Raw genomic sequence first — 23,244 nt, forward strand, 5'->3', positions numbered from 1 at the left:
TTTGTCATTACTCGTCGAGGAAGGAGCGCAGGTGCTCGCTTCGCGTCGGGTGACGCAGCTTGCGCAGCGCCTTGGCTTCAATCTGACGGATCCGTTCACGGGTCACGTCGAACTGTTTGCCGACCTCTTCGAGGGTGTGATCGGTGTTCATGTCGATACCGAAACGCATGCGCAGCACTTTGGCCTCGCGTGCGGTCAGGCCCGAGAGCACGTCACGGGTTGCTTCCTTGAGGCTTTCGACAGTGGCGACATCGATTGGCGACTGCATGGTCGAGTCTTCGATGAAGTCACCCAGATGCGAATCTTCGTCGTCGCCGATCGGGGTTTCCATGGAGATCGGCTCTTTGGCGATCTTCAGTACCTTGCGGATCTTGTCTTCAGGCATTTCCATGCGTTCGCCCAGCTCTTCCGGGGTCGGTTCACGACCCATTTCCTGCAGCATCTGCCGGGAAATGCGGTTGAGCTTGTTGATCGTCTCGATCATGTGCACCGGAATACGGATGGTGCGGGCCTGGTCGGCGATCGAACGGGTGATCGCCTGACGAATCCACCAGGTGGCATAAGTCGAGAACTTGTAACCGCGACGGTATTCGAACTTGTCCACCGCCTTCATCAGGCCGATGTTGCCTTCCTGGATCAGGTCGAGGAACTGCAGGCCGCGGTTGGTGTACTTCTTGGCGATCGAGATAACCAGACGCAGGTTGGCCTCGACCATTTCTTTCTTGGCACGACGAGCCTTGGCTTCACCGATCGACATGCGACGGTTGACGTCCTTGATCTCGGCGATGGTCAGACCGGTTTCGGCTTCGAGGTCGACCAGCTTCTGCTGGCAACGCACGATGTCCGCGTCCAGGCGACCCAGGGCTTCAGCCCATTTGGTGCTGCGCTTGGCGAGGTCGCCGCTCCAGGTCATGTCGACTTCGTTGCTCGGGAACAGACGCAGGAAGTCGGCGCGTGGCATGCGGGCGTCACGGACGCACAGTTGCATGATTGCGCGTTCCTGGGCACGCAGACGCTCAAGTGCACCGCGAACACGCTCGACCAGTACTTCGAACTGCTTCGGAACCAGCTTGATCGGCATGAACAGCTCGGCCAGTGCCAGCAGCTCGGCAACGCCTTGCTTGCTGCCGCGACCATGCTTCTTCAGGATCTTGGTGGTAGCTTCCAGTTGTTCGGCGACGGCACCGAAACGTTGGCGCGCGATTTCAGGATCGGGACCGCTTTCGGTCTCTTCCTCTTCCTCGGCACCTTCTTTCTCTTCGTCTTCGTCTTCGTCACCTTCGGCCTTGGCCGGGGCTTTCGGATCGACAGGCGGAGGCACTTCGGCCGGCGGTGCAATACCGTCGTCCGGGTCGATGTAGCCGCTCAGGACGTCGGACAGCCGACCGCCTTCGACGGTAACGCGATCATATTCGCCGAGGATGTATTCGACGGTACCTGGGAAGTGAGCGATAGCGCTCATTACTTCACGGATGCCTTCCTCGATCCGCTTGGCGATTTCGATTTCGCCTTCACGGGTCAGAAGCTCGACGGTACCCATTTCGCGCATGTACATGCGCACTGGGTCGGTGGTGCGACCAATGTCGGTTTCCACAGCCGCCAACGCTGCTGCGGCTTCTTCGGCCGCGGCTTCGTCGGTGTCGGCTTCGGCCAACAAAAGGGCATCCGCATCCGGAGCACTCTCGAATACGTTGATCCCCATGTCGTTGATCATGCGGATGATGTCTTCCACCTGTTCCGGATCTGAAATATCCTCCGGCAGGTGGTCGTTGACCTCCGCGTAAGTCAGGTAGCCCTGCTCACGACCGCGGGTGATCAACTCTTTGATGCGAGACTGCTGTTGCGCTTTTCCGGACATAACACCCTATCCACTGAAGGTCTTGGCGGGCAAAAAACAAGCCGAGGATTATACCCGAGCATGGACCTCACGCGCCAGTTGAGGTCGGGGTTTGTGCGGGAACATTGCGACTCAGTAGGTCGCGCAGCTGATTTTTTTCCTCTGCGCTCAATTCGCTTTGACGTGCTTTTCTGAGCAGATGTTCCAGGCTGCGCTCGCGTTGGCGAGCGGACAAGCTAGTTATAGTGTCGAAAAACTGTTGTTCAAGGTTGTCGGCATCGATCAGCCATTCCTTTTCCGCCAGCGCCCGCAGCAGACGGCCTTGTTCAGTGCCGTGCCAGCGTGCGATCAACTGTAATGAGCGTAGCTCAGGTTTTTTTTGCAGCGCTTCGACCAGTGCTACCAGCAGTTGCGCGTGAAGATGCTCTTCGGCGGCGAAATGACTGGTTTCCTCGACTTTTCTCGCCAGCTCCGGGTGATGCAGCAAGGTCCGCAGGGCGATGATGGTCGGTGGTTCGACCGAGGTCGGGACCCATGCCGGGTGGAATTCCTGGCGTTTGCCATTGCGGTCCCACGGTTTGCCCTTCTTGCCCTGGCCGTCCCATTTCTTCTTCTGCTGCTGTCCGCCCTGGTTGGGCGTCCATTGCTGCTGGGGCTGGAAGTGCTCCGGCTGGTGGAAGTCGCTGTAGTCCTGGCTGTAGTCCGGAATCGCATCGTAGTCGATGCCCGGGTCGTAGGCCGGCGGCGCTTCGCGCGGCGCGCTCTGGGCCAGTCGCTCGACCTGCTGGTTGTCCAGCCCGGTGATTTCCTTCAGACGATTGCGCATCAGGGCGCGCAGGTTGGCGCCCGGCACTTTGTCGATCAGCGGTGCGGCGAGGGTGGCCATGTGGGCCTTGCCTTCGAGCGAGCGCGGGTCGGCTTCCTCGGTCAGTTGCTGGAAGAAGTAGTCGGCCAGCGGCTGGGCATGCTGGTTGATGCGGGCACGGAAGGCATCGGTGCCTTCGGCGCGTACCAGGGTGTCTGGGTCTTCACCTTCGGGCAGGAACAGGAAGCGCGCCTTGCGGCCATCCTGCAGGCTCGACAGCGCGGCTTCCAGTGCACGCCAGGCAGCGTTGCGGCCGGCTTGGTCGCCGTCGAAGCAGAACAATACGCTGGGCACCACGCGGAACAGGCGTTTGAGGTGTTCCTCACTGGTCGCCGTACCCAAGGTTGCGACGGCATTGCGCAGGCCTTGCTGGGCGAGGGCGATGACGTCCATGTAGCCCTCGACGACGATGATCTCGTCGAGGTTGCGGTTGAATTTGCGTGCCTCGTACAGCCCGTACAGCTCCTGGCCCTTGTGAAAGACCGGGGTTTCCGGGGAGTTGAGGTATTTCGGCTTGTCGTCGCCGAGTACCCGGCCACCGAAGGCGATCACTCTGCCGCGACTGTCGCGGATCGGGAACATGACCCGGTCGCGGAAGCGGTCGTAGCGCTTGCCGGATTCGGCGTTCTCGATGAGCAGGCCGGCGTCGATCATGGCCTTTTGTTGCAAGGTGTCGCTGCCCAGGTGCTTGAACAGGTTGTCCCAGCCGGGCGGGGCGAAACCGAGGCCGAAGTCGCGGGCGATTTCCCCGGACAGGCCGCGACCCTTGAGGTAGTCCACCGCCGCCTTGCGGGTCGGGTGGCTTTTCAGGGCCTGGCGATAAAACTCGGCGGAAGCAGTGAGCAGCGGGTAGAGCGGCGAATCGGTCGGCTGGCGCGGCTTGTGTCCGCGACCGCTTTCTTCGCGGGGGATTTCCATCCCCGCGGCCTTGGCCAGTTCTTCGACAGCCTGGGGAAAGTCCAGGTTGTCGTGGTCCATGATGAAGCCGAGGGCGTTACCGCCAGCGCCACAGCCGAAGCAGTAATAGAACTGCTTGTCGGGGCTGACGCTGAAGGACGGGGTCTTTTCCTTGTGGAACGGGCAGCAGGCGGTGAGGTTCTTGCCGGCTTTTTTCAGCTGGACGCGAGAACTCACCACATCGACGATGTCGGTGCGGTTCAGAAGGTCGTCAATGAAGCTTTGGGGAATCAACCCGGCCATGGCTCTCTCGTCGTCAGGCGATAACAAAGTCTATCGCTAATGCAGCGGGAACGACGGTGCATTCGAAGCAGGTGTCGAATGGCATGACGCAAAAACGGAAAGAAGGGTGTGCTCGTCTGCAGCCCGTAAGGGCTCGTCAGTGGTGACGTGCACGGCTGGCGTTGAGGCCAGTTCTGACGATTTAAGCAGGCTTGCCCGCGCTGATAAACAGTCTGGGCGTCTCTGGCATCACGACCTGGGTCGCTGCCGGAGTAAACAGCAGAACATCTGCCGGCAGCCCGGCTGTAGGCCGGGCAAGGCAGAAGCTTGCGACGAATGTCTGTATTAGTACAGACGAACGGCGCGGCGCTGTTCGCGCTGAACTTTCTTGGCGTGACGCTTAACAGCGGCTGCTGCTTTGCGCTTACGCTCAGAAGTTGGCTTCTCGTAAAATTCGCGGCTACGAACTTCAGCCAGTACACCGGCTTTTTCGCAGGAGCGCTTGAAACGACGCAGAGCTACGTCGAAGGGTTCATTCTCTTTAACTTTGACGGCTGGCATCCAGAGCTACCTTCATTCATTACCGGGGTCAACGAACTCGTGGCAGAAATGTGCACTGGAGTAACGTCGGTTTTAAGGGTTGCGGATGGTAACTCTTAGCTGGGCGGAATGCAAAGCCTCTGATCGAAAACCGCTGGTCGGCACCGGGAGCGGGGACTATCATGCCCGCCTTCGAATTCAGCCTCGACAAGGCAAACACCCATGCTAGTACTGGGATTGGAAACATCCTGCGATGAAACCGGCGTCGCGCTCTACGACAGCGAGCGAGGCCTGCTGGCCGACGCGTTATTCAGCCAGATCGACCTGCACCGCGTCTACGGCGGCGTGGTGCCAGAGCTCGCTTCGCGCGATCACGTCAAGCGCATGCTGCCGCTGATCCGCCAGGTTCTGGCCGAAGCCGATTGCGCGCCTACCGAGATCGACGCGATCGCCTACACGGCCGGCCCCGGCCTGGTCGGTGCGCTGCTGGTGGGCGCCTCTTGCGCCCAGGCCCTGGCGTTTGCCTGGGATATTCCGGCGTTGGGCGTCCACCATATGGAAGGTCACCTGCTGGCGCCGATGCTGGAAGAGCATCCTCCGGAATTCCCGTTCGTCGCCTTGCTGGTGTCGGGCGGCCATACGCAACTGGTGCGGGTCGACGGCATTGGCCGTTACGAACTGCTCGGCGAGTCGCTGGACGACGCCGCAGGCGAGGCCTTCGACAAGACTGCCAAGCTGATCGGCCTGAATTATCCCGGCGGTCCTGAAATTGCGCGCCTGGCAACTCAGGGCGTGCCCGGCCGCTTCGTATTCCCGCGGCCGATGACCGATCGTCCGGGCCTGGATTTCAGCTTCAGTGGCCTGAAAACCTTCGCCCTCAATACCTGGCAGCAGTGCAAGAGCGCTGGGGACGACGGCGAGCAAACCCGTTGCGACATCTCCCTGGCCTTCGAGAAGGCGGTGGTGGAGACTCTGACCATCAAGTGCCGACGCGCATTGCAGCAGACCGGCCTGAAGCGCCTGGTGATCGCTGGCGGCGTAAGCGCCAACAAGGCGTTGCGCGCGTCCCTCGAGGATATGACTGCGGGACTCAAGGGCAATGTGTATTACGCCCGGCCGCAGTTCTGCACCGATAACGGCGCGATGATTGCCTATGCGGGATGCCAGCGCCTGGCGGCCGGCCAGAAGGAAAGCCTGGCGATCAGCGTGCAGGCACGCTGGCCGATGGAGCAGCTGCAGGCGATCTGAAGGTGAATCCTGTTCATTCGCCGCGTTCAGAAATGCCGTTCGCGTCCGGCGAACAGGTCGCGTAGATTGCCGCGATGACGCCAGACGATGAGCAAGGTCAACAGGCTCATTGGCAACAACGCTTCAGGCTCGCGCCAGGCCAGCAGTGGCAGGGTGAGGGGCGTTGCGATCAGGGCGGCCAGCGAGCTGGTGCGGGTCAGGTAGAAGGTCAGCAGCCAACTGCTGATGGCCAGCAGGGCGGCCGGCGGGTAGAGGCCGAGTAGCATGCCGGCGGCGGTGGCGACACCCTTGCCGCCGCGGAAGCGGAAGTACACCGGGAACAGGTGGCCGATGACCGCGCTGACGCCGATCCAGGCCTGTTCTTGTTGGTCCAGGCCAGCCGAATGGGCGAGCAGTACGGGCAACAGCCCCTTGCACAGGTCGCCAAGCAGGGTCAGGATCGCCAGTTTCCGCCCCGCCAAGCGCAACATGTTGGTGGCGCCGGCATTGCCTGAACCGCTCATGCGCGGGTCCGGGCTGCCGCTCAGGCGGCTGAGGACGATGGCGAAGGACAGAGAGCCGAGCAGGTAGGCGAATAACGCCAGTAACCAAAACATGCTAACTATTCCGGGCGAGGACGCCCTGATTCTAACGGCGCAAGGCGCCCTTGTCGTGCTGTGGAGAGAAGTGCTTGGACAGAGTGTTCATCGAGGGGCTGGAAGTCGACACCGTGATCGGTGCCTACGACTGGGAACGCGGCATTCGCCAGTGCCTGCGGCTGGACCTGCGGTTCGCCTGGGATAATCGCCCGGCGGCAGCGGGAGACGACCTCACCCTCGCCCTGGACTATGCCAGCGTCTCGACGCGAATCCAGGCATTCGCCGAACAGACGCAGTTCCAGTTGGTGGAAACCTTCGCCGAGCGTCTGGCCCAGGTGCTGATGGCCGAGTTCAACATTCCATGGCTGCACTTGAAGCTGACCAAGCCCGGCGCGGTGCCTGCGGCTTCGGGAGTTGGTGTGGAGATCGAGCGCGGATGCCTCTGATACGGGTCTACCTGGGCCTCGGCAGTAATGTCGAGCGCGAACGGCACCTCACTGCCGGCCTCGACGCACTGGCCGGTTTTCTCCAGCAAATGGAGTGTTCCGCCGTCTTCGAAAGTCAGGCGGTGGGCATCAAGAGCGGGCCGTTTTTCAATCTGGTGGTGACCGGCCTGACCGATCTGCCGCTGATCGAGCTGGATCGCCGGCTCAAGTTCATCGAGGCCGACAACGGCCGCTATGCGCCGGAGCGCAAAGGGCTGCCACTGGACATCGATGTGCTGATGTACGGCGACCTTCACGGCAACTTCGACGGCCTGATCCTGCCCCGTGCGGAAATTCTGAAAAACGCTTTCGTTCTGTGGCCGCTATCGCTGATAGCACCGGCTTTGCTGCACCCGGGCGCTGGCAAGACCATGGCGCAGTTGTGGAGCGAGGCGCAGATCGACCAGGTCCTCGCCCCCGTGCCGTTCCTCTGGAGCGACCGGCAGTTGACCCCGCAAGGGCTCTGATCGAGCGCCGCGAACTCAGTTCGCGGCGTTTTCCTTGTAGGCTTTCAGCGCATTCAGACGCGCTTTCTTCAGTGCTTCGCCCAGTGCCTGCCCGGTGTAGCCCTGCTGCACCAACGGCTGCACGGCCACTTCTCTCGCCGCCGCAGCCGCGCCGCGCAGATATTCCGCCTGTGGATAAGCACGATCCTCCAGCCCCAGCCGACCCCGCGCATCCATTTCGCAAGCGGCAATAAATTCTTCGAACCGCTGCGGGCGTCGATACACGTCGAACCGTTGCAGCAGCTCCAGCAAGGTCGAGGGCTTCAGTTCCAGGGCGCGATGGCCGTGGGTGTGGAACTCGCCTACCAGCAGCGCCAGTTCCTGGCAGTCGCGCGGTGCCTTGAAGCGTTGGTTGACCGCTTCGATCAATTTCAGGCCGCGATGTTCATGGGCGATATGTCGGGGCCATTCGGCTTCCGGCGTGGTGCCTTTGCCCAGGTCGTGGAGCAGGCAGGCCCAGCGCACGGTCAGCGGATGCTCATGCCGCGCGGCCTGCTCCAGCACTGCAAGCGTATGGGCGCCAGTATCGATTTCCGGGTGATGAGCAGCGGGCTGGGGCACGCCAAACAGGGCGTCCAGCTCGGGCATCAGTTGCTTGAGTGCGCCGCAGTCGCGCAGGACCTGAATGAATACCTGGGGGGCGTCTTCCATCATTGCGCGGGAAATTTCTTTCCAACTGCGTTCTGCGGTGAGGGCCTGCAATTCACCTGACTCGCTCAACTGGCGCATCAGTTCCAGGGTTTCGGGCGCCACGCTGAAACCGAGTCCGGCAAAGCGCGCAGCAAAGCGGGCGACGCGCAGAACCCGCAGAGGATCTTCGGCGAACGCGGGGGAAACATGGCGGAGAATACGGTCTTCGAGGTCTTTCTTGCCGTTGTAGGGGTCGGTCAGATTACCGTCGCCGTCTTCGGCCATGGCGTTGATGGTGAGGTCGCGGCGGATCAGGTCCTGCTCAAGGGTGATCTCCGGGCTGGCATGGAACGTAAAGCCGCCGTAGCCAACGCCACTCTTGCGCTCTGTGCGGGCGAGGGCATATTCCTCGCCGCTCTTGGGGTGCAGGAACACCGGGAAATCGCTGCCCACCGGGCGAAAGCCCTGGGCCTGCATCTGTTCGACCGTGGCGCCAACCACCACCCAGTCGTTGTCGGTGACCGGCCTGCCGAGCAGGCGGTCGCGCACGGCGCCGCCGACTTTGTAAATCTGCATGAAAAACCTCCGTAGATGCCCCACAGGATAACCTGTGTGACATCACGGAGGCTGCCTGGGTTACAGGTGGACGACGGCGAGATCGAGGCGACCGTGGTCACCGTCTGAGTGCTCCCCCCGTGGCGGAACGGGATGGGTTTTCATGATCTGCTCGCCCTGCAGGGTTTCGAGGTGAATATCGAAGCCCCAGAGACGGTGCAGGTGTTTGAGGACTTCCTCGGTGGAGTCGCCCAGTGGTTTGCGGTCGTGTTGTTGGTGGCGCAGGGTGAGCGAGCGATCGCCGCGGCGGTCGATGCTCCAGATCTGCACGTTGGGTTCGCGGTTGCCGAGGTTGTACTGGGCCGCCAGGGTTTCGCGAATGACGCGGTAACCGCTTTCGTCATGGATCGCCGGGACCAGCAGGTCGTCGCGCTGATCGTCATCCATGATGCTGAACAGTTTCAGATCACGAATGACCTTGGGCGAGAGGTACTGCAGGATGAAGCTCTCGTCCTTGAAGCTGCTCATGGCGAACTTGATGGCGGACAGCCAGTCGCTGCCGGCGATGTCGGGGAACCAGCGGCGGTCCTCTTCGGTAGGGTGCTCGCAGATGCGGCGAATGTCGGTGTACATGGCGAACCCCAGCGCATAGGGGTTGATGCCGCTGTAGTAGGGGCTGTCGAAGCCGGGCTGGAACACCACGCTGGTGTGGGACTGGAGGAATTCCATCATGAAGCCGTCGGTGACCAGGCCTTCGTCGTACAGGTCGTTCATCAGCGTGTAGTGCCAGAAGGTTGCCCAGCCTTCGTTCATGACCTGGGTCTGGCGCTGTGGATAGAAATACTGGGCGATCTTGCGCACGATGCGCACGATCTCGCGCTGCCAGGGCTCCAGTAGCGGCGCATGTTTCTCGATGAAGTAGAGAATGTTTTCCTGGGGCTCGGCAGGGAAGCGGCCGGCGTCCTTGTCGCTGGACTTGTCAGCTCCTTTCGGGATGGTGCGCCACAGGTCGTTGATCTGCTTCTGCAGGTGTTCTTCACGGTCTTTCTGCCGACGTCGCTCTTCTTCGGCGGAAATCGGGTAGGGCCGTTTGTAGCGGTCGACGCCGTAGTTCATCAGGGCGTGGCAGGAGTCCAGCAGGTCTTCCACGGCGTCGATGCCGTGGCGCTCCTCGCACTGGGTGATGTACTGCTTGGCGAACACCAGGTAATCGATGATCGAGCTGGCGTCGGTCCAGGTGCGGAACAGGTAGTTGCCCTTGAAGAAGCTGTTGTGCCCGTAGCAGGCGTGAGCCACCACCAGGGCCTGCATGCAGATGGTGTTTTCCTCCATCAGGTAGGCGATGCAGGGGTCGGAGTTGATCACGATCTCGTAGGCCAGGCCCATTTGACCGCGGCTATAGGATTTTTCCGTGCTCAGGAAGTGCTTGCCGTAGGACCAGTGGTGATAGCCCAGCGGCATGCCCACCGAGGCGTAGGCGTCCATCATCTGCTCGGCGGTGATCACTTCGATCTGGTTGGGATAAGTGTCCAGGGCGTAGCGCTCTGCCAGGCGGCTGATCTCGCGGTCATAAGCCTGGATGAGCTCGAACGTCCACTCGGACCCGGTGGAAATGGGATGGCGTTTCTGCTCTCTGGCGGTCATGTCACTAACCTGCGCTGGAAGAGTTCACGGAAGACCGGATAGATATCGCCGGCCGACACCAACTGTTGCTGGGCGAACGTGTCAGCAAAGGCTTCGCCGATACGTTCGTATTCGTACCAGAGGGCCTGATGTTCGCGGGGCGTGATTTCGACGTAAGTGTAGTACTGCACGAACGGCATGATCTGCTTGCTGAGGATCTCCCGGCAGATGGGCGAATCGTCGTTCCAGTTGTCACCGTCCGAAGCCTGGGCGGCGTAGATGTTCCACTCGCTGGCCGAATAGCGTTCGGCCATGATTTCCTGCATCAATTTCAGCGCGCTGGAGACGATGGTGCCGCCGGTTTCGCGTGAATAGAAAAACTCTTCTTCGTCCACTTCGCGGGCGCTGGTGTGATGGCGGATGAATACCACTTCGATGCGGTCGTAATTCCGCTTCAGGAACAGGTACAGCAGGATGAAGAAGCGCTTGGCGATGTCCTTGGTGGCCTGGGTCATGGAGCCGGAAACGTCCATGAGGCAGAACATCACGGCCTTGGAGCTTGGGTTCGGGTGTTTGACCAGCAGGTTGTACTTGAGGTCGAACGTGTCGAGGAAGGGGATGCGGTGGATACGGGCGCTCAGGCGCTCGATTTCCGCCTCGATTTCCTGAATGTCGCCGAAATTGTCGGGTTCTTCGCGTTTCAGCCGTTCCAGCTCTTCCCGTACCTCACGCAGGCGTGCGCGGCTGCTGCCGGACAAGGCGATGCGCCGGGCATGGGCCGAACGCAGGGTGCGGATGATATTGATGCGCGACGGGTTGCCTTCGTTGCTGATGCCGGCGCGTACTGTCTTGAAGGTGTCGGTGCCAGTCAGGTGGCGTTTGACCAGGTTGGGCAGTTCCAGGTCTTCGAACATGAATTCGAGGAACTCTTCCTGGGTGATCTGGAAGACGAACTCATCCATGCCTTCGCCGGAATTGCCCGCTTTGCCACGGCCGCCGCCGCCCCCGCCGCCTTGTGGGCGCGGAATGTGCTCGCCAGCGGTGAATTCCTTGTTGCCAGGATGAACCACGGTCTGTTTGCCACCACGTCCGTGGTGAAGCACGGGTTCGTCGATATCGCGTCCGGGAATGCTGATCTGCTCGCCGTGTTCCATATCGGTAATGGAGCGGCGGCTTACGGCTTCCTCGACGGCTTTCTTGATGTGGTCACGGTAACGCCGCAGAAAGCGCTGGCGGTTGACCGTGCTTTTGTTCTTGCCGTTCAGGCGTCGGTCGATTACATAGCTCATGGGCCCCTCCGGTAATGCAGCCGCAAGCGTCAAGCTACGCGCTGCAAGTAAAAGCATCCGCCGCCACCATGAGCTGCGCGGTGTGCCTTGGGCACCCGCGACCAGCTCGTGGCTTGTGGCCTACTGCTTGCAGCTTTTACTGGGATTTTCTGACCCGCAGGTACCATTCCGAGAGCAGGCGAACCTGTTTGTCCGTGTAGCCGCGCTCCACCATCCGCGTAACGAAGTCGTTGTGTTTCTGTTGATCCTCTTTGCTGGCCTTGGCGTTGAAGCTGATGACGGGCAGGAGGTCCTCGGTGTTGGAGAACATTTTCTTCTCGATGACCACCCGCAGTTTTTCGTAGCTGAGCCAGGTCGGGTTCTTGCCGTTGTTGTTGGCCCGGGCGCGCAGTACGAAGTTGACGATCTCGTTGCGGAAATCCTTCGGATTGCTGATGCCGGCCGGCTTCTCGATTTTCTCCAGTTCTTCGTTGAGGGCGATGCGGTTGAGGATTTCGCCGGTTTCCGGATCGCGGTATTCCTGATCCTGAATCCAGAAGTCCGCGTACAGCACATAGCGGTCGAAGATGTTCTGGCCGTATTCGCTGTAGGACTCCAGGTAAGCGGTCTGGATTTCCTTGCCGATGAACTCGATGTAGCGCGGTGCCAGGTATTCCTTCAGGAAGCGCAGGTAGCGTTCGCGCACTTCGGCCGGGAATTGCTCCTGCTCGATCTGTTGTTCCAGCACATACAGCAGGTGAACCGGGTTGGCCGCCACTTCATGAGGGTCGAAGTTAAACACCTTCGACAGGATCTTGAAGGCGAAGCGGGTCGACAGGCCGTTCATGCCCTCGTCTACGCCAGCGCTGTCGCGGTACTCCTGGATCGACTTGGCTTTTGGATCGGTGTCCTTGAGGTTTTCACCGTCATACACGCGCATTTTCGAGTAGATGTTCGAGTTTTCCGGCTCTTTGAGGCGCGAGAGCACGGTGAACTGGGCGAGCATTTTCAGGGTGTCAGGTGCGCAATGAGCCTTGGCCAGGGAGCTGTTGAACAGGAGCTTGTCGTAGATCTTGATTTCGTCACTGACGCGCAGGCAATACGGCACCTTGACGATGTAGATCCGGTCGATGAACGCCTCGTTGTTCTTGTTGTTGCGGAAGCTGTGCCATTCCGATTCGTTGGAGTGGGCCAGCAGGATCCCGGAGTAGGGGATCGCGCCCAGGCCTTCGGTGCTGTTGTAGTTGCCTTCCTGGGTCGCGGTCAGCAACGGGTGCAGAACCTTGATCGGCGCCTTGAACATCTCGACGAATTCCATCAGGCCCTGGTTGGCCCGGCACAGCGCGCCCGAGTAGCTGTAGGCATCGGCGTCGTTCTGCGGGAATTCCTCGAGCTTGCGGATATCCACCTTGCCCACAAGGGCCGAGATGTCCTGGTTGTTCTCGTCGCCCGGCTCGGTCTTGGCCACGGCGATCTGGTTGAGGATCGAAGGGTAGAGCTTGACCACCTTGAACTGGCTGATGTCGCCGCCGAATTCGGCCAGGCGCTTGGTCGCCCAAGGGGACATGATGGTGCTCAGGTAGCGACGCGGGATGCCGAAGTCTTCTTCCAGAATCGCGCCATCCTCGGTGGCATTGAACAGCCCCAGTGGTGACTCGAAAACCGGCGAGCCCTTGATGGCGTAGAAGGGCACCTTCTCGATCAGCTGCTTGAGTTTTTCCGCCAGGGACGATTTACCGCCACCTACCGGGCCGAGCAGATAAAGGATCTGTTTCTTCTCTTCCAGACCCTGTGCGGCATGGCGGAAGTAGGAAACGATCTGATCGATGCATTCCTCCATGCCATGGAAATCCTCGAAGGCCGGATAACGCCGGATGACCTTGTTGGAGAAGATTCGCGACAACCTGGAGTTGTTCGAGGTGTCGACCAGTTCCGGCTCCCCGATGGCCATGAGCAGGCGCTCAGCCGCCGAGGCGTATGCGCTGCGGTCGTTCTTGCAGAGCTCTAGATACTCCTGCAGCGAGAGCTCTTCCTGACGGGTGGACTCGAAGCGTTGTTGGAAGTGGCTAAAAATACTCATGACGTCACCTCGCTCGATACGTGGAGCCGACGCCGGATCAGTCAGCTGATGCTGGCATGCAATCGGGATGGACGATTGCTGTATACCCCCCAGAACACCTTGAAATCGCTACCGATGACCCGCACGCCGGTGTACCGGCTCTCCCCTTTTTGGATGGCCTGGGCTTAAGGATAGTTCGGAATCCGGGAGGTCAAGGACGGAAGGACGATAAGTTCGCCATGACCGTTCGTCTGGTCAGGCGCGAGCCCGCACGGGACGCGGGCTGCGGGGAATTTAAAAAATTATTCGGAGGTCCCTTGGCTGGTTTCCGCCGGGTAGGTGCCGCGCCACAACTCGAAACCGCCATCAAGGCTGTAGACCTCCGAGAAGCCCTGGCCAGCCAGGTACGCCGCTGCGTTCTGGCTCGAGTTGCCGTGGTAGCAGACCACCACGGTGGGGGCGTCCAGGTCGGCGTTGCGGATGAAGTCGGCAACCGACTGGTTGTCCAGGTGATGGGAGCCTGCGATGTGGCCAGTGGCGTAGCTTTGGGGGTCGCGAATGTCGACCACGACCGCACCTTGTTCACGCAGTGCCTGGGCCTGCTCGGGAGGGATGCGTTTGAATTCGCTCATGGGGCGGTTTCCTTCAACAGTGACGGGCCATTCTAGCCGTTTGTGTGGGGCGTGGCAGGTGGGGCCGAGGGGCCTTTGGGCTTGCAGTCGCAGCGCTGGATTTCGCCGCTGTCGACATTCATCAGGGTCATGGCGCCGCCCCACACGCAGCCGGTGTCCAGGGCGAAGACCCCAGGCGCATTGCAGCGGCCTTCGAGGGCCGCCCAGTGGCCGAAGATGATCTTCACGTGCCGCGAGCGGCGGTCCTTGTGGGCGAACCAGGGCTTGTAGCCGGGCAGGGCGGTGTCGGCGCCTTCCTTGCCCTTGAGGTCGAGCTTGCCGTCTGCGGTGCAGAAGCGCATGCGGGTGAAGTAGTTGGTGATGACGCGCAGGCGGCTGACGCCGGTCAGGTCCTTGTTCCACTTGGCCGGTTCGTTACCGTACATGCCGTCCAGGTAAGGCTTGAGGCGGTTGTCGTCGCGCAATACCTCTTCGACCTCGGCGGCAAGGGCCAGGGCCTTTGCCAGGGTCCATTGCGGTGGAATGCCGGCGTGAACCATCACCGTGCCACGGGCTTCGTCGAAATGCAGCAGCTTCTGCTGGCGCAGCCAGTCCATCAGCTCCGGTGCGTCCGGTGCATCGAGCACTTCGCGCAGGGTATCGCTCTTTTTCAGTCGCTCAATGTTGTGCCACGCCGCCAGCAGGTGCAGGTCGTGGTTACCCAGTACGCAGACCAGCGAGTCGCGCATGCCATAGAGGAAGCGCAAGGTTTCCAGAGACTGCGGGCCGCGGTTGACCAGATCGCCCACCAGCCACAGGCGATCGACGGCGGGGTTGAAGTTGACCCGTTCGAGCAGGCACTTGAGCGGCTCCAGGCAACCCTGCAGATCGCCGACGGCATACGTCGCCATCAGTGCAGGGCCCCGGGAACGGCGAGGCGGAACGGCGCGATCACCGCTTCGAAGCGCACGCCGTCTTCGGCGAACATCTGGTAGCTGCCCTGCATGGTGCCGACCTTGGCGGACAGCACCGCACCGCTGCTGTAGGTGTGGCTCTGGCCCGGTGCAATCAGTGGCTGCTGCCCCACCACGCCGTCTCCGCGAATCTCTTCCACCTTGCCGCTGCCATGGGTGATGACCCAGTGACGGGAGATCAGCTTGGCCGCCAGGGCGCCGTTGTTGCTCACCGTGATGGTATAGGCGAACGCAAACTGCTCGTTCTCGGGGTTGGACTGTTCCGGGAGGAAGCGGGTGACGACGCTGACGTCGACCTGATAGCGCGGTTCGGACATGCGAGGGGCCTTCAATACAAGCGGATGTTGCGAAGGAGTCAGTCTAGGCCATTGGCCGGTGCGCCGGCCAGCTTCAGACGGAAGCTGGCCGGGCTTGTATTACTTGGCCGGCGCTGGCTCGGCCAGCTTGTCCGCCAGACGGACAAACGCGGCGAGGTCGAGCTGCTCGGGACGCAGGCTGCCGTCGACACCGGCGGCTTCGATGGCATCGCTGCTGAGCAGGGCCTTCAAGGTGTTGCGCAAGGTCTTGCGGCGCTGGTTGAAGGCTTCGCGAACGACGCGCTCCAGCAGACGGTGGTCCTTGGCCGGGTGAGGCAGGGTTTCGTGAGGCACCAGACGCACGATCGCGGAGTCGACCTTCGGTGGCGGATTGAATGCGCCCGGGCCGACGTTGAACAGGTGCTCGACCCGGCAGTGGTACTGCACCATGATCGACAGGCGTCCCCAGTCACCGCCGCCAGGGCCTGCGGCCAGGCGCTCGACCACTTCTTTCTGCAGCATGAAGTGCATGTCGCGGATCAGGCCGGCGTTGTTCAGCAGGTGGAAGATCAGTGGGGTGGAGATGTTGTACGGCAGGTTACCGACCACCCGCAGGGCGCGTGGTTCGGCGCCGAGGGTGGTGAAATCGAACTTCAGCGCGTCGCCCTGGTGCAGGCGGAAGTTGCTGCGGTCGGCAAATTGCTGGTTGAGGATCGGCACCAGGTCCTTGTCCAGCTCCACCACGTCCAGTTGCGCGCCGCTGCTCAGCACGCCTTCGGTCAGGGCGCCTTGGCCAGGGCCGATCTCCAGGATGTGTTCGCCGGCCTTGGCATTGATGGCGCGCAGAATGCGATCGATCACGCCAGCGTCGTGCAGGAAGTTCTGACCGAAGCGCTTGCGCGCCCGGTGTTGGTATTGCTCAGTCATAGTCGGGTCTCGGCCATCTGGTAGGCGGTTTCCAGTGCGACCTGCAGGCTGCCTGTGTCGATCTTGCCGGTGCCGGCAAGGTCCAGAGCGGTACCGTGATCCACCGAAGTACGGATGATCGGCAGGCCAAGGGTGACATTCAGTGCGGCGCCAAAGCCCTTGAACTTGAGCACGGGCAGGCCTTGGTCGTGGTACATCGCCAGCACTGCATCGCAGTGCTCCAGATATTTGGGGGTAAACAGTGTGTCGGCGGGCAGCGGACCGCGCAGGTCCATGCCTTCGCCACGCAGGCGTTCCAGCGTGGGCTCGATGATGTCGATTTCCTCGCGACCCAGATGGCCACCTTCGCCGGCATGCGGGTTGAGTCCGCAGACCAGGATGCGCGGAGCGGCGATACCGAACTTCTGTTGCAGGTCGGCATGCAGGATCCGCGTGACCCGCTCAAGGCGTTCGACAGTGATGGCGTCGGCCACGTCGCGCAGGGGCAGATGGGTTGTCACCAGGGCGACGCGCAGGCCGCGGGTGGCGAGCATCATGACGACCTGGGCGGTGTTGGTCAGTTCGGCGAGGAATTCGGTGTGTCCGGAGAAAGCGATGCCGCTCTCGTTGATCACGCCCTTGTGTACCGGGGCGGTGATCATGCCGGCGAAGTGCCCGTCCAGGCAGCCCTGTCCGGCGCGGGTCAGGGTTTCCAGGACGAAGGCGGCGTTGGCCTTGTCCAGCGTACCCGCAACTGCCTTGTACGCCAGTGGCGTATCCCAAACGTACAGGCTGCCGGCTTTGGCGGGCTGATCGGGGAAGGCGGCGGGGCTGACGGGCAGCAATTCGACAGCCACACCCAGTTGCGTGGCCCGCTCGGCGAGCAGGTCACGACTGGTGATGGCAATCAGGGGATAAGGCTGGGCTTGCGAGGCGAGCAGCAGGCAAAGGTCAGGACCTATGCCGGCCGGCTCGCCGGGTGTGATGGCGAAGCGCTGAGGTTTCACTGGGCTGCCTGTTCGGCGCCAGGAAGCTTGATCTCGACGTAGGCTTCGTCGCGGATCTGACGCAGCCAGCTTTGCAGCTCTTCGTCGTACTTGCGGTTGCGCAGTACGGTCATGGCCTGTTGCTCGCGGGCCTGGGCAGTGCTGTCAGTGGCGCGACGGCCAAGGACTTCCAGTACGTGCCAGCCATATTGGGTCTGGAACGGCTTGGACACTACGCCTTGCTGGGCGTGGGCCATGACTTCGCGGAACTCGGGTACCAGGGCGTTCGGGTCGATCCAGTTGAGGTCGCCGCCGTTGAGCGCCGAGCCCGGGTCTTCCGAGAAGCTCTTCGCCAGTTCGGCAAAGTCTTCACCCGCCTGGATGCGATCGTACAGGCGCTGGGCCAGGACCTTGGTCTCGGCTTCGCTGCGGATTTCGCTTGGCTTGATCAGGATGTGGCGTACATGGACTTCATCACGCAGCTGGGTTTGGCCGCCGCGCTTTTCCTGCAGTTTGAGGATGATGAAGCCACCTGGTGTACGGATCGGCTCAGTGACGTCACCAACTGCCATGGAACCGAGCATCTTGTCGAATGGCGGTGGCAACTGGGCCGCTTTGCGCCAGCCCATCTCGCCGCCTTCCAGCGCGGTTTCGCTGGCCGAGCGGGCGATTGCCAGTTGGGCAAAGTCGGCGCCTTGCTTGAGCTGCTGATAGATCTCGCCGGCTTGACGGGCAGCGGCCTGGATCGCGTTGGAACTGGCGCTTTCCGGGGTCGGGATCAGGATGTTGGCCAGACGGTATTCTTCCGACAGCTGCACCTTGCCCAGATCCGAGGCGAGGAAGTTCTTCACTTCCTGCTCGGACACCTGGATGCGCTCGGCAACCCGGCGCTGGCGTACGCGGCTGATGATCATCTCGCGACGGACCTGCTCGCGGGCGTCATCAAAGGACAGGCCGTCATGGGCCAGGGCAGCGCGGAACTGCTCCAGGCTCATGTTGTTGCGCTGTGCAATGGTGCCGATGGCCTGGTTGAGTTCTTCATCGGTGATGCGGATACCGGAGCGTTCGCCGATCTGCAGTTGCAGGTTTTCGACGATCAGACGTTCCAGTACCTGCTGGTCGAGCACGCTGGTAGGCGGCACCGCGCCGCCCCGCTTGGCGATGGTCTGCTGGACTTCGTGGACGCGCTGGTCCAGTTGGCTCTGCATGACCACGTCGTTGTCGACGATGACGACGATCTTGTCCAGGGTCTGCACCGCGGCGTGCGCGGTGCTGCTCAACATCACGGCGCCCAGCACTAGCGGGCGCAGACAATCAATAAGCTTGGTCTTCACGTGTACGGTAACCTTGAATGCCTTGATCGAGGAACGACTCAACCTTGTTGCCCACTACACCACCGAGGCCTTTCAGCACGATCTGCAGGAAGACGCCGTGGTCGCCTTTTTCGTTTTGCGGAGTAGCCTGGCTGAAGTCATCGTAATCAACCCAGTAGCGGTTGATCAGACGCAGTTTCCAGCAGCAGTTGTCGTATTCGAAACCACCGAAGGCTTCCAGCGTGCGGTTGCGGTTGTAATCGTGCTGCCAGCGAGCAATGGCGGTCCACTGTGGAACGATCGGCCACATGACGGAGAAGTCATGTTGCTGGATCTTGTAGTAGTCCTTGACGTAGTTCGCGTCGCCTACATTTCCGTAGTCACCACCGCCTACCTGCCAGCGGCCGGTAGCACTGTTGTAGCTGACGGTATCGTTGCGATAGCGGTAGCCAAGGTTTACGACCTTGTTCACGTTGTCTTCAGGCTGGTAGTGGAACATCGCGCTGCCCGAGCGGGTGCTGCGGCTGTCCGGATCCCAGTTGAAGTCGGAGTTGAAGCGCCAGTCGCGATTGAAGCGGTACTCGTACTCCAATGCATACGGCGATACATCCGACTGGGCGTCTGCCCTGGTGCGGTAATCGATTCCTGGCAACTGTACTTTGCGATCCTTGAAGTACAGAGCCTGACCGATGCTGAAGCGTTGGCGTTCGAAGCCGTTTTCCTCGATCCAGCGGTTGGTCACGCCCAGCGACAATTTGTTCTCGTCACCAATTCGGTCTGTGCCACTGAAGCGGTTATCCCGGAACAGCGAGGAGTAATTGAACAGCGACTCACTGGTATCGAAGATCGGGATATCGGTCTGATCTTTATACGGTACATACAAGTAGTACAGGCGCGGTTCGAGCGTCTGGTTGTAGTTTTTGCCAAACCACTGAGTTTGACGGTCGAAGAGCAGGCCGCTATCCACACTGAATATCGGTACGTTACGGTCCTGAGAGCTGTTGAATGTCTCATCAGCAAGCAGTGTGGTTTTGCCACGCTGGTCCAGGTCCAAATCGTACTTGGTGTATACGTACTTAACCGACGGAGTCACGAAACCGTAGCTCGCGGTGAGTGGCAGGCTGATACTAGGGCTCAGGTTGAAGCGAGTACCATTGGAGCGTGCCAGCCCGCTGACGTTCTGATCAAGCCGCTGGCCCGGGATGGTTCCTACGCTCGTATCCAGATTGCCTTGCTTGTCGCGCACAAGATCATTCTTCAGATCCCGTTCGAAGCGCACGGCTTCGGACTCGTAAGCGAAGTTCAGGCCACCGGGATGGTAGGGCAGCATGCCGTAGAAGGTGAGCTGTGGCAGACGATCATACGGCGTGATCTGGGAAATGGTCGCAAGCTCGTACGCCTGGACGTTGAGCCCGGCGGTGTAGTTGTCTCCTCGATAAGTCAGCTTGCCTTGCTGGTTTAGGGCGTCGGGACTTTTTACGCCAAGCTGATCGGTTTCGAGGTCTTGGAAGTAGAAAGGATCGCTGATATCGGTGTAGTCGACTTCAGCCAGCAGGCGCGAATCGAGGCCGCCCTTGTGCTGCCAGTTAACCATCCAGCGCTGGTCTTTATAGTCAGTCTGCTTCTTGCGATCGTCATCCTGGTCATTCAACCACGCCCCACCAACTTGCCCTTCGCTGGACTTGGTCAGGTAGCGGAATTCGCCTTCCATCAGCAAGCCGCGCTTGGCCATGTAGCGTGGGTACAAGGTGGCGTCGTAGTTCGGTGCCAGGTTGAAGTAGTACGGCGTGACCAGCATGAAGCCGGTATCGCTGCTGGTGCTGAAGGACGGTGGCAGGAAGCCGGACTGGCGACGATCGTCGATCGGGAAGTAGATATACGGGGTGTAGAACACCGGAATATCTTTGACCCGCAGGGTGACGTTGGTCGCGGTACCGAAACCGGTAGCCGGGTTCAGGGTGATGTTGTTGCCCTTGAGCTGCCAGGCGTTACTGTTCGGCTCACAGGTGGTATAGGTACCGTCCTTGAGGCGAATGATGGCGTTCTCGGCACGCTTGGCGTACAGCGCGTTACCGCGGATGCGCGATTTGTGCATCACGTATTCGGCGTTGTCGACCTTGGCTTCACCGGTGTCGAGCTGGATTTCGGCGTGGTCGCCCACTACCAGCGAACCGTTGTCGCGAATCTTCACGTTGCCGCTCAGCTCGCCGCGGTTCTCCGCCTGATACAGGTTGGCCTCGTCGGCCTCGACCTGCATGCTGCCCTGGCGCATGACCACATCACCCGCGAGGGTGGCGATCTGCTGTTCCTGCTGGTAGCGGGAAACCTTGGCGCCGATGAAGGTCGGCGACTCGTCTTTAGGCGTGCTGTCGTTCATGCCCGGACGGGTGGGTTCGATATAGGCACCGGAGCAATACGGACCGGTCTCGGCGAGTTGCGCCGCGGTCAGCTTGTCGCGTGGAACCCAGTCCAGGTGACTGTAGTCGGCGCTGCGGGACTTCAGTCCACGACCTTTGCTCTCGGTCACCAGCGCGGTGCCGGTGCCTTTCGCTTCGGCAGTGCCGGCGGCGACCTGCTCTGGCGTGGCATTGGCCGAACTGACGGCCGCACCGTCGTGCACCGGGCGCGGCGGAAGGGCGTTCACGCTGGTCTTGGGCTTGCAGTCCCAGCTACCGGAAGCGGAAACTTGGCAGTCGAACTGCTCGGCGGCCACCACGTACGACGTGGCCAGGGGTTGCAGTGCCAGCAAACCGCCGGTGACCAGCAACGGGAATTTTCTACGAAACGCGGGGGATTTCAATGCCATCTTATTAGTCCGGGCTTCCTGCGTGCCATCTGCCCGCGTGTGGGGCCGCACGCCTCTCGATGGTCTGAAAAAGATGCTGGATAATAAAGCATGACCCGCTTGGCGGCTAGGCTCTCTACGAAATGCGTCCCGGCTCGCTTGCGTTGCGTTGTAAATGCGCTCGGAATGCCCATCTACAACCGGTAAAGTCGGGCGCGCCTGCGGCCTTCGTTGCCTGTTTTGGCCTTGTCTGGCCTTCGTTCGAATACATTTTTCCAGAGCCCTGGGCCGTTGGAGACCCTTGTAATGCCCGATCACGATGTACGTCTGCAGCACCTCAACGTCTGGCTCGATGAGCAACTTGCACGTCTTTTCCAACAGCAGGGCTGGGGGCCGGTCCCCGCAGGTAGCCTGACGGCCGCCAGCAGCGATGCGAGTTTCCGCCGCTACTTCCGCTGGCAGGCCGATGGCCGCAGCTTCATCGTGATGGATGCACCGCCGCCCCAGGAGAACTGCCGTCCTTTCGTCGATATCGCCCGCCTGCTGGCGAACGCCAACGTTAATGTGCCCGTCATTCATGGAGAAGACCTGGAGCGCGGCTTCCTTTTGCTGAGCGACCTGGGCAACCAGACCTACCTCGATGTGATCGACAGCAGCAATGCCGACGCCTTGTTCCACGACGCGATCGACGCACTGCTCGCCTTCCAGCACCTGCCCATGGACGCTCCGCTGCCGAGCTACGACGTGGCGCTGCTGCGCCGCGAGCTTGAGTTGTTCCCCGAGTGGTATGTCGGCCGTGAGCTCAATGTGGCCCTCGATGAGCAGCAGGCCGCCGCCTGGCAGCGCATCAGCAGCCTGCTGATCGATAGCGCCCTTGCCCAGCCGAAGGTCCTGGTGCATCGCGACTATATGCCGCGCAACCTGATGCGCAGCGTGCCGAACCCCGGCGTACTGGACTTCCAGGACGCCGTCTACGGTCCGGTCACCTATGACATCACCTGCCTGTTCAAGGACGCCTTCCTCAGTTGGCCGCAGCCGCAGGTGCTCGGCTGGCTGCGCGACTACTGGCAACGTGCCCAGGCCGAGGGCATCCCGGTGCAGGCGGATTTCGAGGACTTCCACCGCGCCAGCGACCTGATGGGCGTGCAGCGCCATCTGAAAGTGATCGGGATTTTCGCCCGCATCTGCCACCGCGACGGCAAGCCGCGCTACCTCGCCGACGTGCCGCGCTTCTTTGCCTATATAGATGAAGTGATTTCCCGGCGGCCGGAGTTGGCCGAACTGGGCGAATTGATCGCCAGTCTTCGCGCGGCTGCGGAGGCGCGTCCATGAAGGCGATGATCCTCGCGGCCGGCAAGGGCGAGCGGATGCGCCCGCTGACCCTGCACACGCCAAAGCCGCTGGTGCCGGTGGCGGGTGTGCCGTTGATCGAATATCACCTGCGCGCGTTGGCGGCGGCAGGATTCACCGACGTCGTCATCAACCATGCCTGGCTCGGCCAGCAGATCGAGGACCACCTCGGCGATGGTTCGCGCTGGGGGCTGAGCATCCGCTTCTCCGCCGAGGGCGAGCCGCTGGAAACCGGTGGCGGGATCTTCAAGGCCTTGCCGCTGCTGGGTGACGAGCCGTTCGTGCTGGTCAACGGTGATATCTGGACCGACTACGACTTCACCCGCCTGCGCCGGCCGCTGCAAGGACAGGCGCATCTGGTGCTGGTGGACAATCCCGGGCATCACGGCGCCGGCGATTTCCGCCTGGATGCCGGAGAAGTGCGCGACGGTGAGGGTGCCAGCGAAACGTTGACCTACAGCGGTATCGCCGTGATCCATCCGGCGCTGTTTGCCGGTTGTCAGGCGGGCGCTTTCAAATTGGCTCCGCTGCTGCGTCACGCGATGGCTTCCGGCCAGGTCAGTGGCGAGCATTTCCGTGGGCACTGGGTGGATGTCGGGACGCTTGAGCGTCTTGCCGAAGTCGAGCACCTGCTCGCTGAGCAGCGCTGA

At 61.3% G+C, this 23,244-nt stretch carries 20 protein-coding genes; 5 read left to right on the plus strand and 15 right to left on the minus strand.

From position 1 onward, the window contains the following. Positions 1 to 7: 7 nt before the first annotated feature. The 3 genes from rpoD to rpsU all read right to left on the minus strand — a co-directional run bounded on the left by rpoD (position 8) and on the right by rpsU (position 4,442). The gene (rpoD, locus tag HWV67_RS26730; protein WP_095156168.1) at positions 8 to 1,858 is read right to left on the minus strand and encodes an RNA polymerase sigma factor RpoD; all 1,851 of its coding nucleotides are present in this window, start codon (positions 1,856 to 1,858) and stop codon (positions 8 to 10) included. A 67-nt stretch (positions 1,859 to 1,925) separates the two neighbouring features. Continuing rightward, complete coding sequence (dnaG, locus tag HWV67_RS26735) at positions 1,926 to 3,902, minus strand: DNA primase (RefSeq protein ID WP_110971528.1); 1,977 nt, start codon at positions 3,900 to 3,902, stop codon at positions 1,926 to 1,928. Positions 3,903 to 4,226: 324 nt separating this feature from the next. After that, positions 4,227 to 4,442, minus strand: a complete 216-nt coding sequence (gene rpsU, locus HWV67_RS26740; RefSeq protein ID WP_002551877.1) for a 30S ribosomal protein S21 — start codon at positions 4,440 to 4,442, stop codon at positions 4,227 to 4,229. Between the two features lie 201 nt (positions 4,443 to 4,643). On the opposite strand from rpsU, the gene tsaD reads away from it, so the two are divergent. Next, positions 4,644 to 5,669, plus strand: a complete 1,026-nt coding sequence (gene tsaD, locus HWV67_RS26745) for a tRNA (adenosine(37)-N6)-threonylcarbamoyltransferase complex transferase subunit TsaD (RefSeq protein WP_095156166.1) — start codon at positions 4,644 to 4,646, stop codon at positions 5,667 to 5,669. A 26-nt stretch (positions 5,670 to 5,695) separates the two neighbouring features. Here the strand turns inward: tsaD and plsY are convergent, their stop codons facing one another. Next, the gene (plsY, locus tag HWV67_RS26750) at positions 5,696 to 6,265 is read right to left on the minus strand and encodes a glycerol-3-phosphate 1-O-acyltransferase PlsY (protein ID WP_110971529.1); all 570 of its coding nucleotides are present in this window, start codon (positions 6,263 to 6,265) and stop codon (positions 5,696 to 5,698) included. Between the two features lie 74 nt (positions 6,266 to 6,339). On the opposite strand from plsY, the gene folB reads away from it, so the two are divergent. Together folB and folK are read left to right on the plus strand one after the other, a co-directional pair. Continuing rightward, positions 6,340 to 6,693, plus strand: a complete 354-nt coding sequence (folB, locus tag HWV67_RS26755) for a dihydroneopterin aldolase (RefSeq protein WP_175653449.1) — start codon at positions 6,340 to 6,342, stop codon at positions 6,691 to 6,693. After that, a complete protein-coding gene (folK, locus tag HWV67_RS26760) occupies positions 6,684 to 7,199 on the plus strand; it encodes a 2-amino-4-hydroxy-6-hydroxymethyldihydropteridine diphosphokinase (protein WP_175653450.1) in 516 nt (171 codons plus the stop codon). Before folB ends, folK begins: the two co-directional genes overlap by 10 nt. A 15-nt stretch (positions 7,200 to 7,214) precedes the next feature. Here folK and HWV67_RS26765 read toward each other — a convergent pair whose 3' ends face one another. The 11 genes from HWV67_RS26765 to HWV67_RS26815 all read right to left on the minus strand — a co-directional run bounded on the left by HWV67_RS26765 (position 7,215) and on the right by HWV67_RS26815 (position 21,265). Continuing rightward, a complete protein-coding gene (locus HWV67_RS26765; RefSeq protein WP_175653451.1) occupies positions 7,215 to 8,444 on the minus strand; it encodes a multifunctional CCA addition/repair protein in 1,230 nt (409 codons plus the stop codon). Between the two features lie 60 nt (positions 8,445 to 8,504). Further along, complete coding sequence (locus tag HWV67_RS26770; protein ID WP_175653452.1) at positions 8,505 to 10,067, minus strand: SpoVR family protein; 1,563 nt, start codon at positions 10,065 to 10,067, stop codon at positions 8,505 to 8,507. Then, positions 10,064 to 11,335 carry a YeaH/YhbH family protein gene (locus HWV67_RS26775; protein ID WP_095156160.1) on the minus strand — a complete coding sequence of 424 codons (1,272 nt, stop codon included), beginning with the start codon at positions 11,333 to 11,335 and terminating at the stop codon, positions 10,064 to 10,066. The genes HWV67_RS26770 and HWV67_RS26775 overlap by 4 nt, the downstream gene beginning before the upstream one ends. Before the next feature lie 136 nt (positions 11,336 to 11,471). Beyond that, positions 11,472 to 13,394, minus strand: a complete 1,923-nt coding sequence (locus tag HWV67_RS26780; protein WP_095156159.1) for a PrkA family serine protein kinase — start codon at positions 13,392 to 13,394, stop codon at positions 11,472 to 11,474. A 281-nt stretch (positions 13,395 to 13,675) separates the two neighbouring features. Next, positions 13,676 to 14,005 carry a thiosulfate sulfurtransferase GlpE gene (glpE, locus tag HWV67_RS26785; protein ID WP_095156158.1) on the minus strand — a complete coding sequence of 110 codons (330 nt, stop codon included), beginning with the start codon at positions 14,003 to 14,005 and terminating at the stop codon, positions 13,676 to 13,678. A 32-nt stretch (positions 14,006 to 14,037) separates the two neighbouring features. Continuing rightward, positions 14,038 to 14,895: a symmetrical bis(5'-nucleosyl)-tetraphosphatase gene (locus HWV67_RS26790; RefSeq protein WP_175653453.1), complete on the minus strand. Its 858-nt coding sequence runs from the start codon at positions 14,893 to 14,895 to the stop codon at positions 14,038 to 14,040. Beyond that, complete coding sequence (gene apaG / locus HWV67_RS26795; RefSeq protein ID WP_095156156.1) at positions 14,895 to 15,275, minus strand: Co2+/Mg2+ efflux protein ApaG; 381 nt, start codon at positions 15,273 to 15,275, stop codon at positions 14,895 to 14,897. Before apaG ends, HWV67_RS26790 begins: the two co-directional genes overlap by 1 nt. Positions 15,276 to 15,374: 99 nt before the next feature. Further along, the gene (gene rsmA / locus HWV67_RS26800) at positions 15,375 to 16,181 is read right to left on the minus strand and encodes a 16S rRNA (adenine(1518)-N(6)/adenine(1519)-N(6))-dimethyltransferase RsmA (protein ID WP_175653454.1); all 807 of its coding nucleotides are present in this window, start codon (positions 16,179 to 16,181) and stop codon (positions 15,375 to 15,377) included. Further along, positions 16,178 to 17,167, minus strand: coding sequence for a 4-hydroxythreonine-4-phosphate dehydrogenase PdxA (gene pdxA / locus HWV67_RS26805; RefSeq protein ID WP_175653455.1), 990 nt, complete (start codon positions 17,165 to 17,167; stop codon positions 16,178 to 16,180). The genes rsmA and pdxA overlap by 4 nt, the downstream gene beginning before the upstream one ends. Then, the gene (surA, locus tag HWV67_RS26810; protein WP_175653456.1) at positions 17,164 to 18,480 is read right to left on the minus strand and encodes a peptidylprolyl isomerase SurA; all 1,317 of its coding nucleotides are present in this window, start codon (positions 18,478 to 18,480) and stop codon (positions 17,164 to 17,166) included. Before surA ends, pdxA begins: the two co-directional genes overlap by 4 nt. After that, entirely contained in the window at positions 18,461 to 21,265 is a 2,805-nt protein-coding gene (locus HWV67_RS26815; RefSeq protein WP_175653457.1) for an LPS-assembly protein LptD, read from the minus strand. The genes surA and HWV67_RS26815 overlap by 20 nt, the downstream gene beginning before the upstream one ends. Before the next feature lie 285 nt (positions 21,266 to 21,550). Here HWV67_RS26815 and HWV67_RS26820 point away from each other — a divergent pair, with 285 nt between their 5' ends. Next, positions 21,551 to 22,576 (plus strand): aminoglycoside phosphotransferase family protein, encoded by a 1,026-nt coding sequence (locus HWV67_RS26820; protein WP_175653458.1) that lies wholly within the window; start codon positions 21,551 to 21,553, stop codon positions 22,574 to 22,576. Continuing rightward, on the plus strand, positions 22,573 to 23,244 hold the full coding sequence (murU, locus tag HWV67_RS26825) for an N-acetylmuramate alpha-1-phosphate uridylyltransferase MurU (RefSeq protein WP_175653459.1): 672 nt from the start codon (positions 22,573 to 22,575) through the stop codon (positions 23,242 to 23,244). Before HWV67_RS26820 ends, murU begins: the two co-directional genes overlap by 4 nt.

This window comes from Pseudomonas sp. Marseille-P9899, assembly GCF_903166565.1.
In the GTDB taxonomy this organism is placed as follows: Bacteria; Pseudomonadota; Gammaproteobacteria; order Pseudomonadales; family Pseudomonadaceae; genus Aquipseudomonas; species Aquipseudomonas huaxiensis.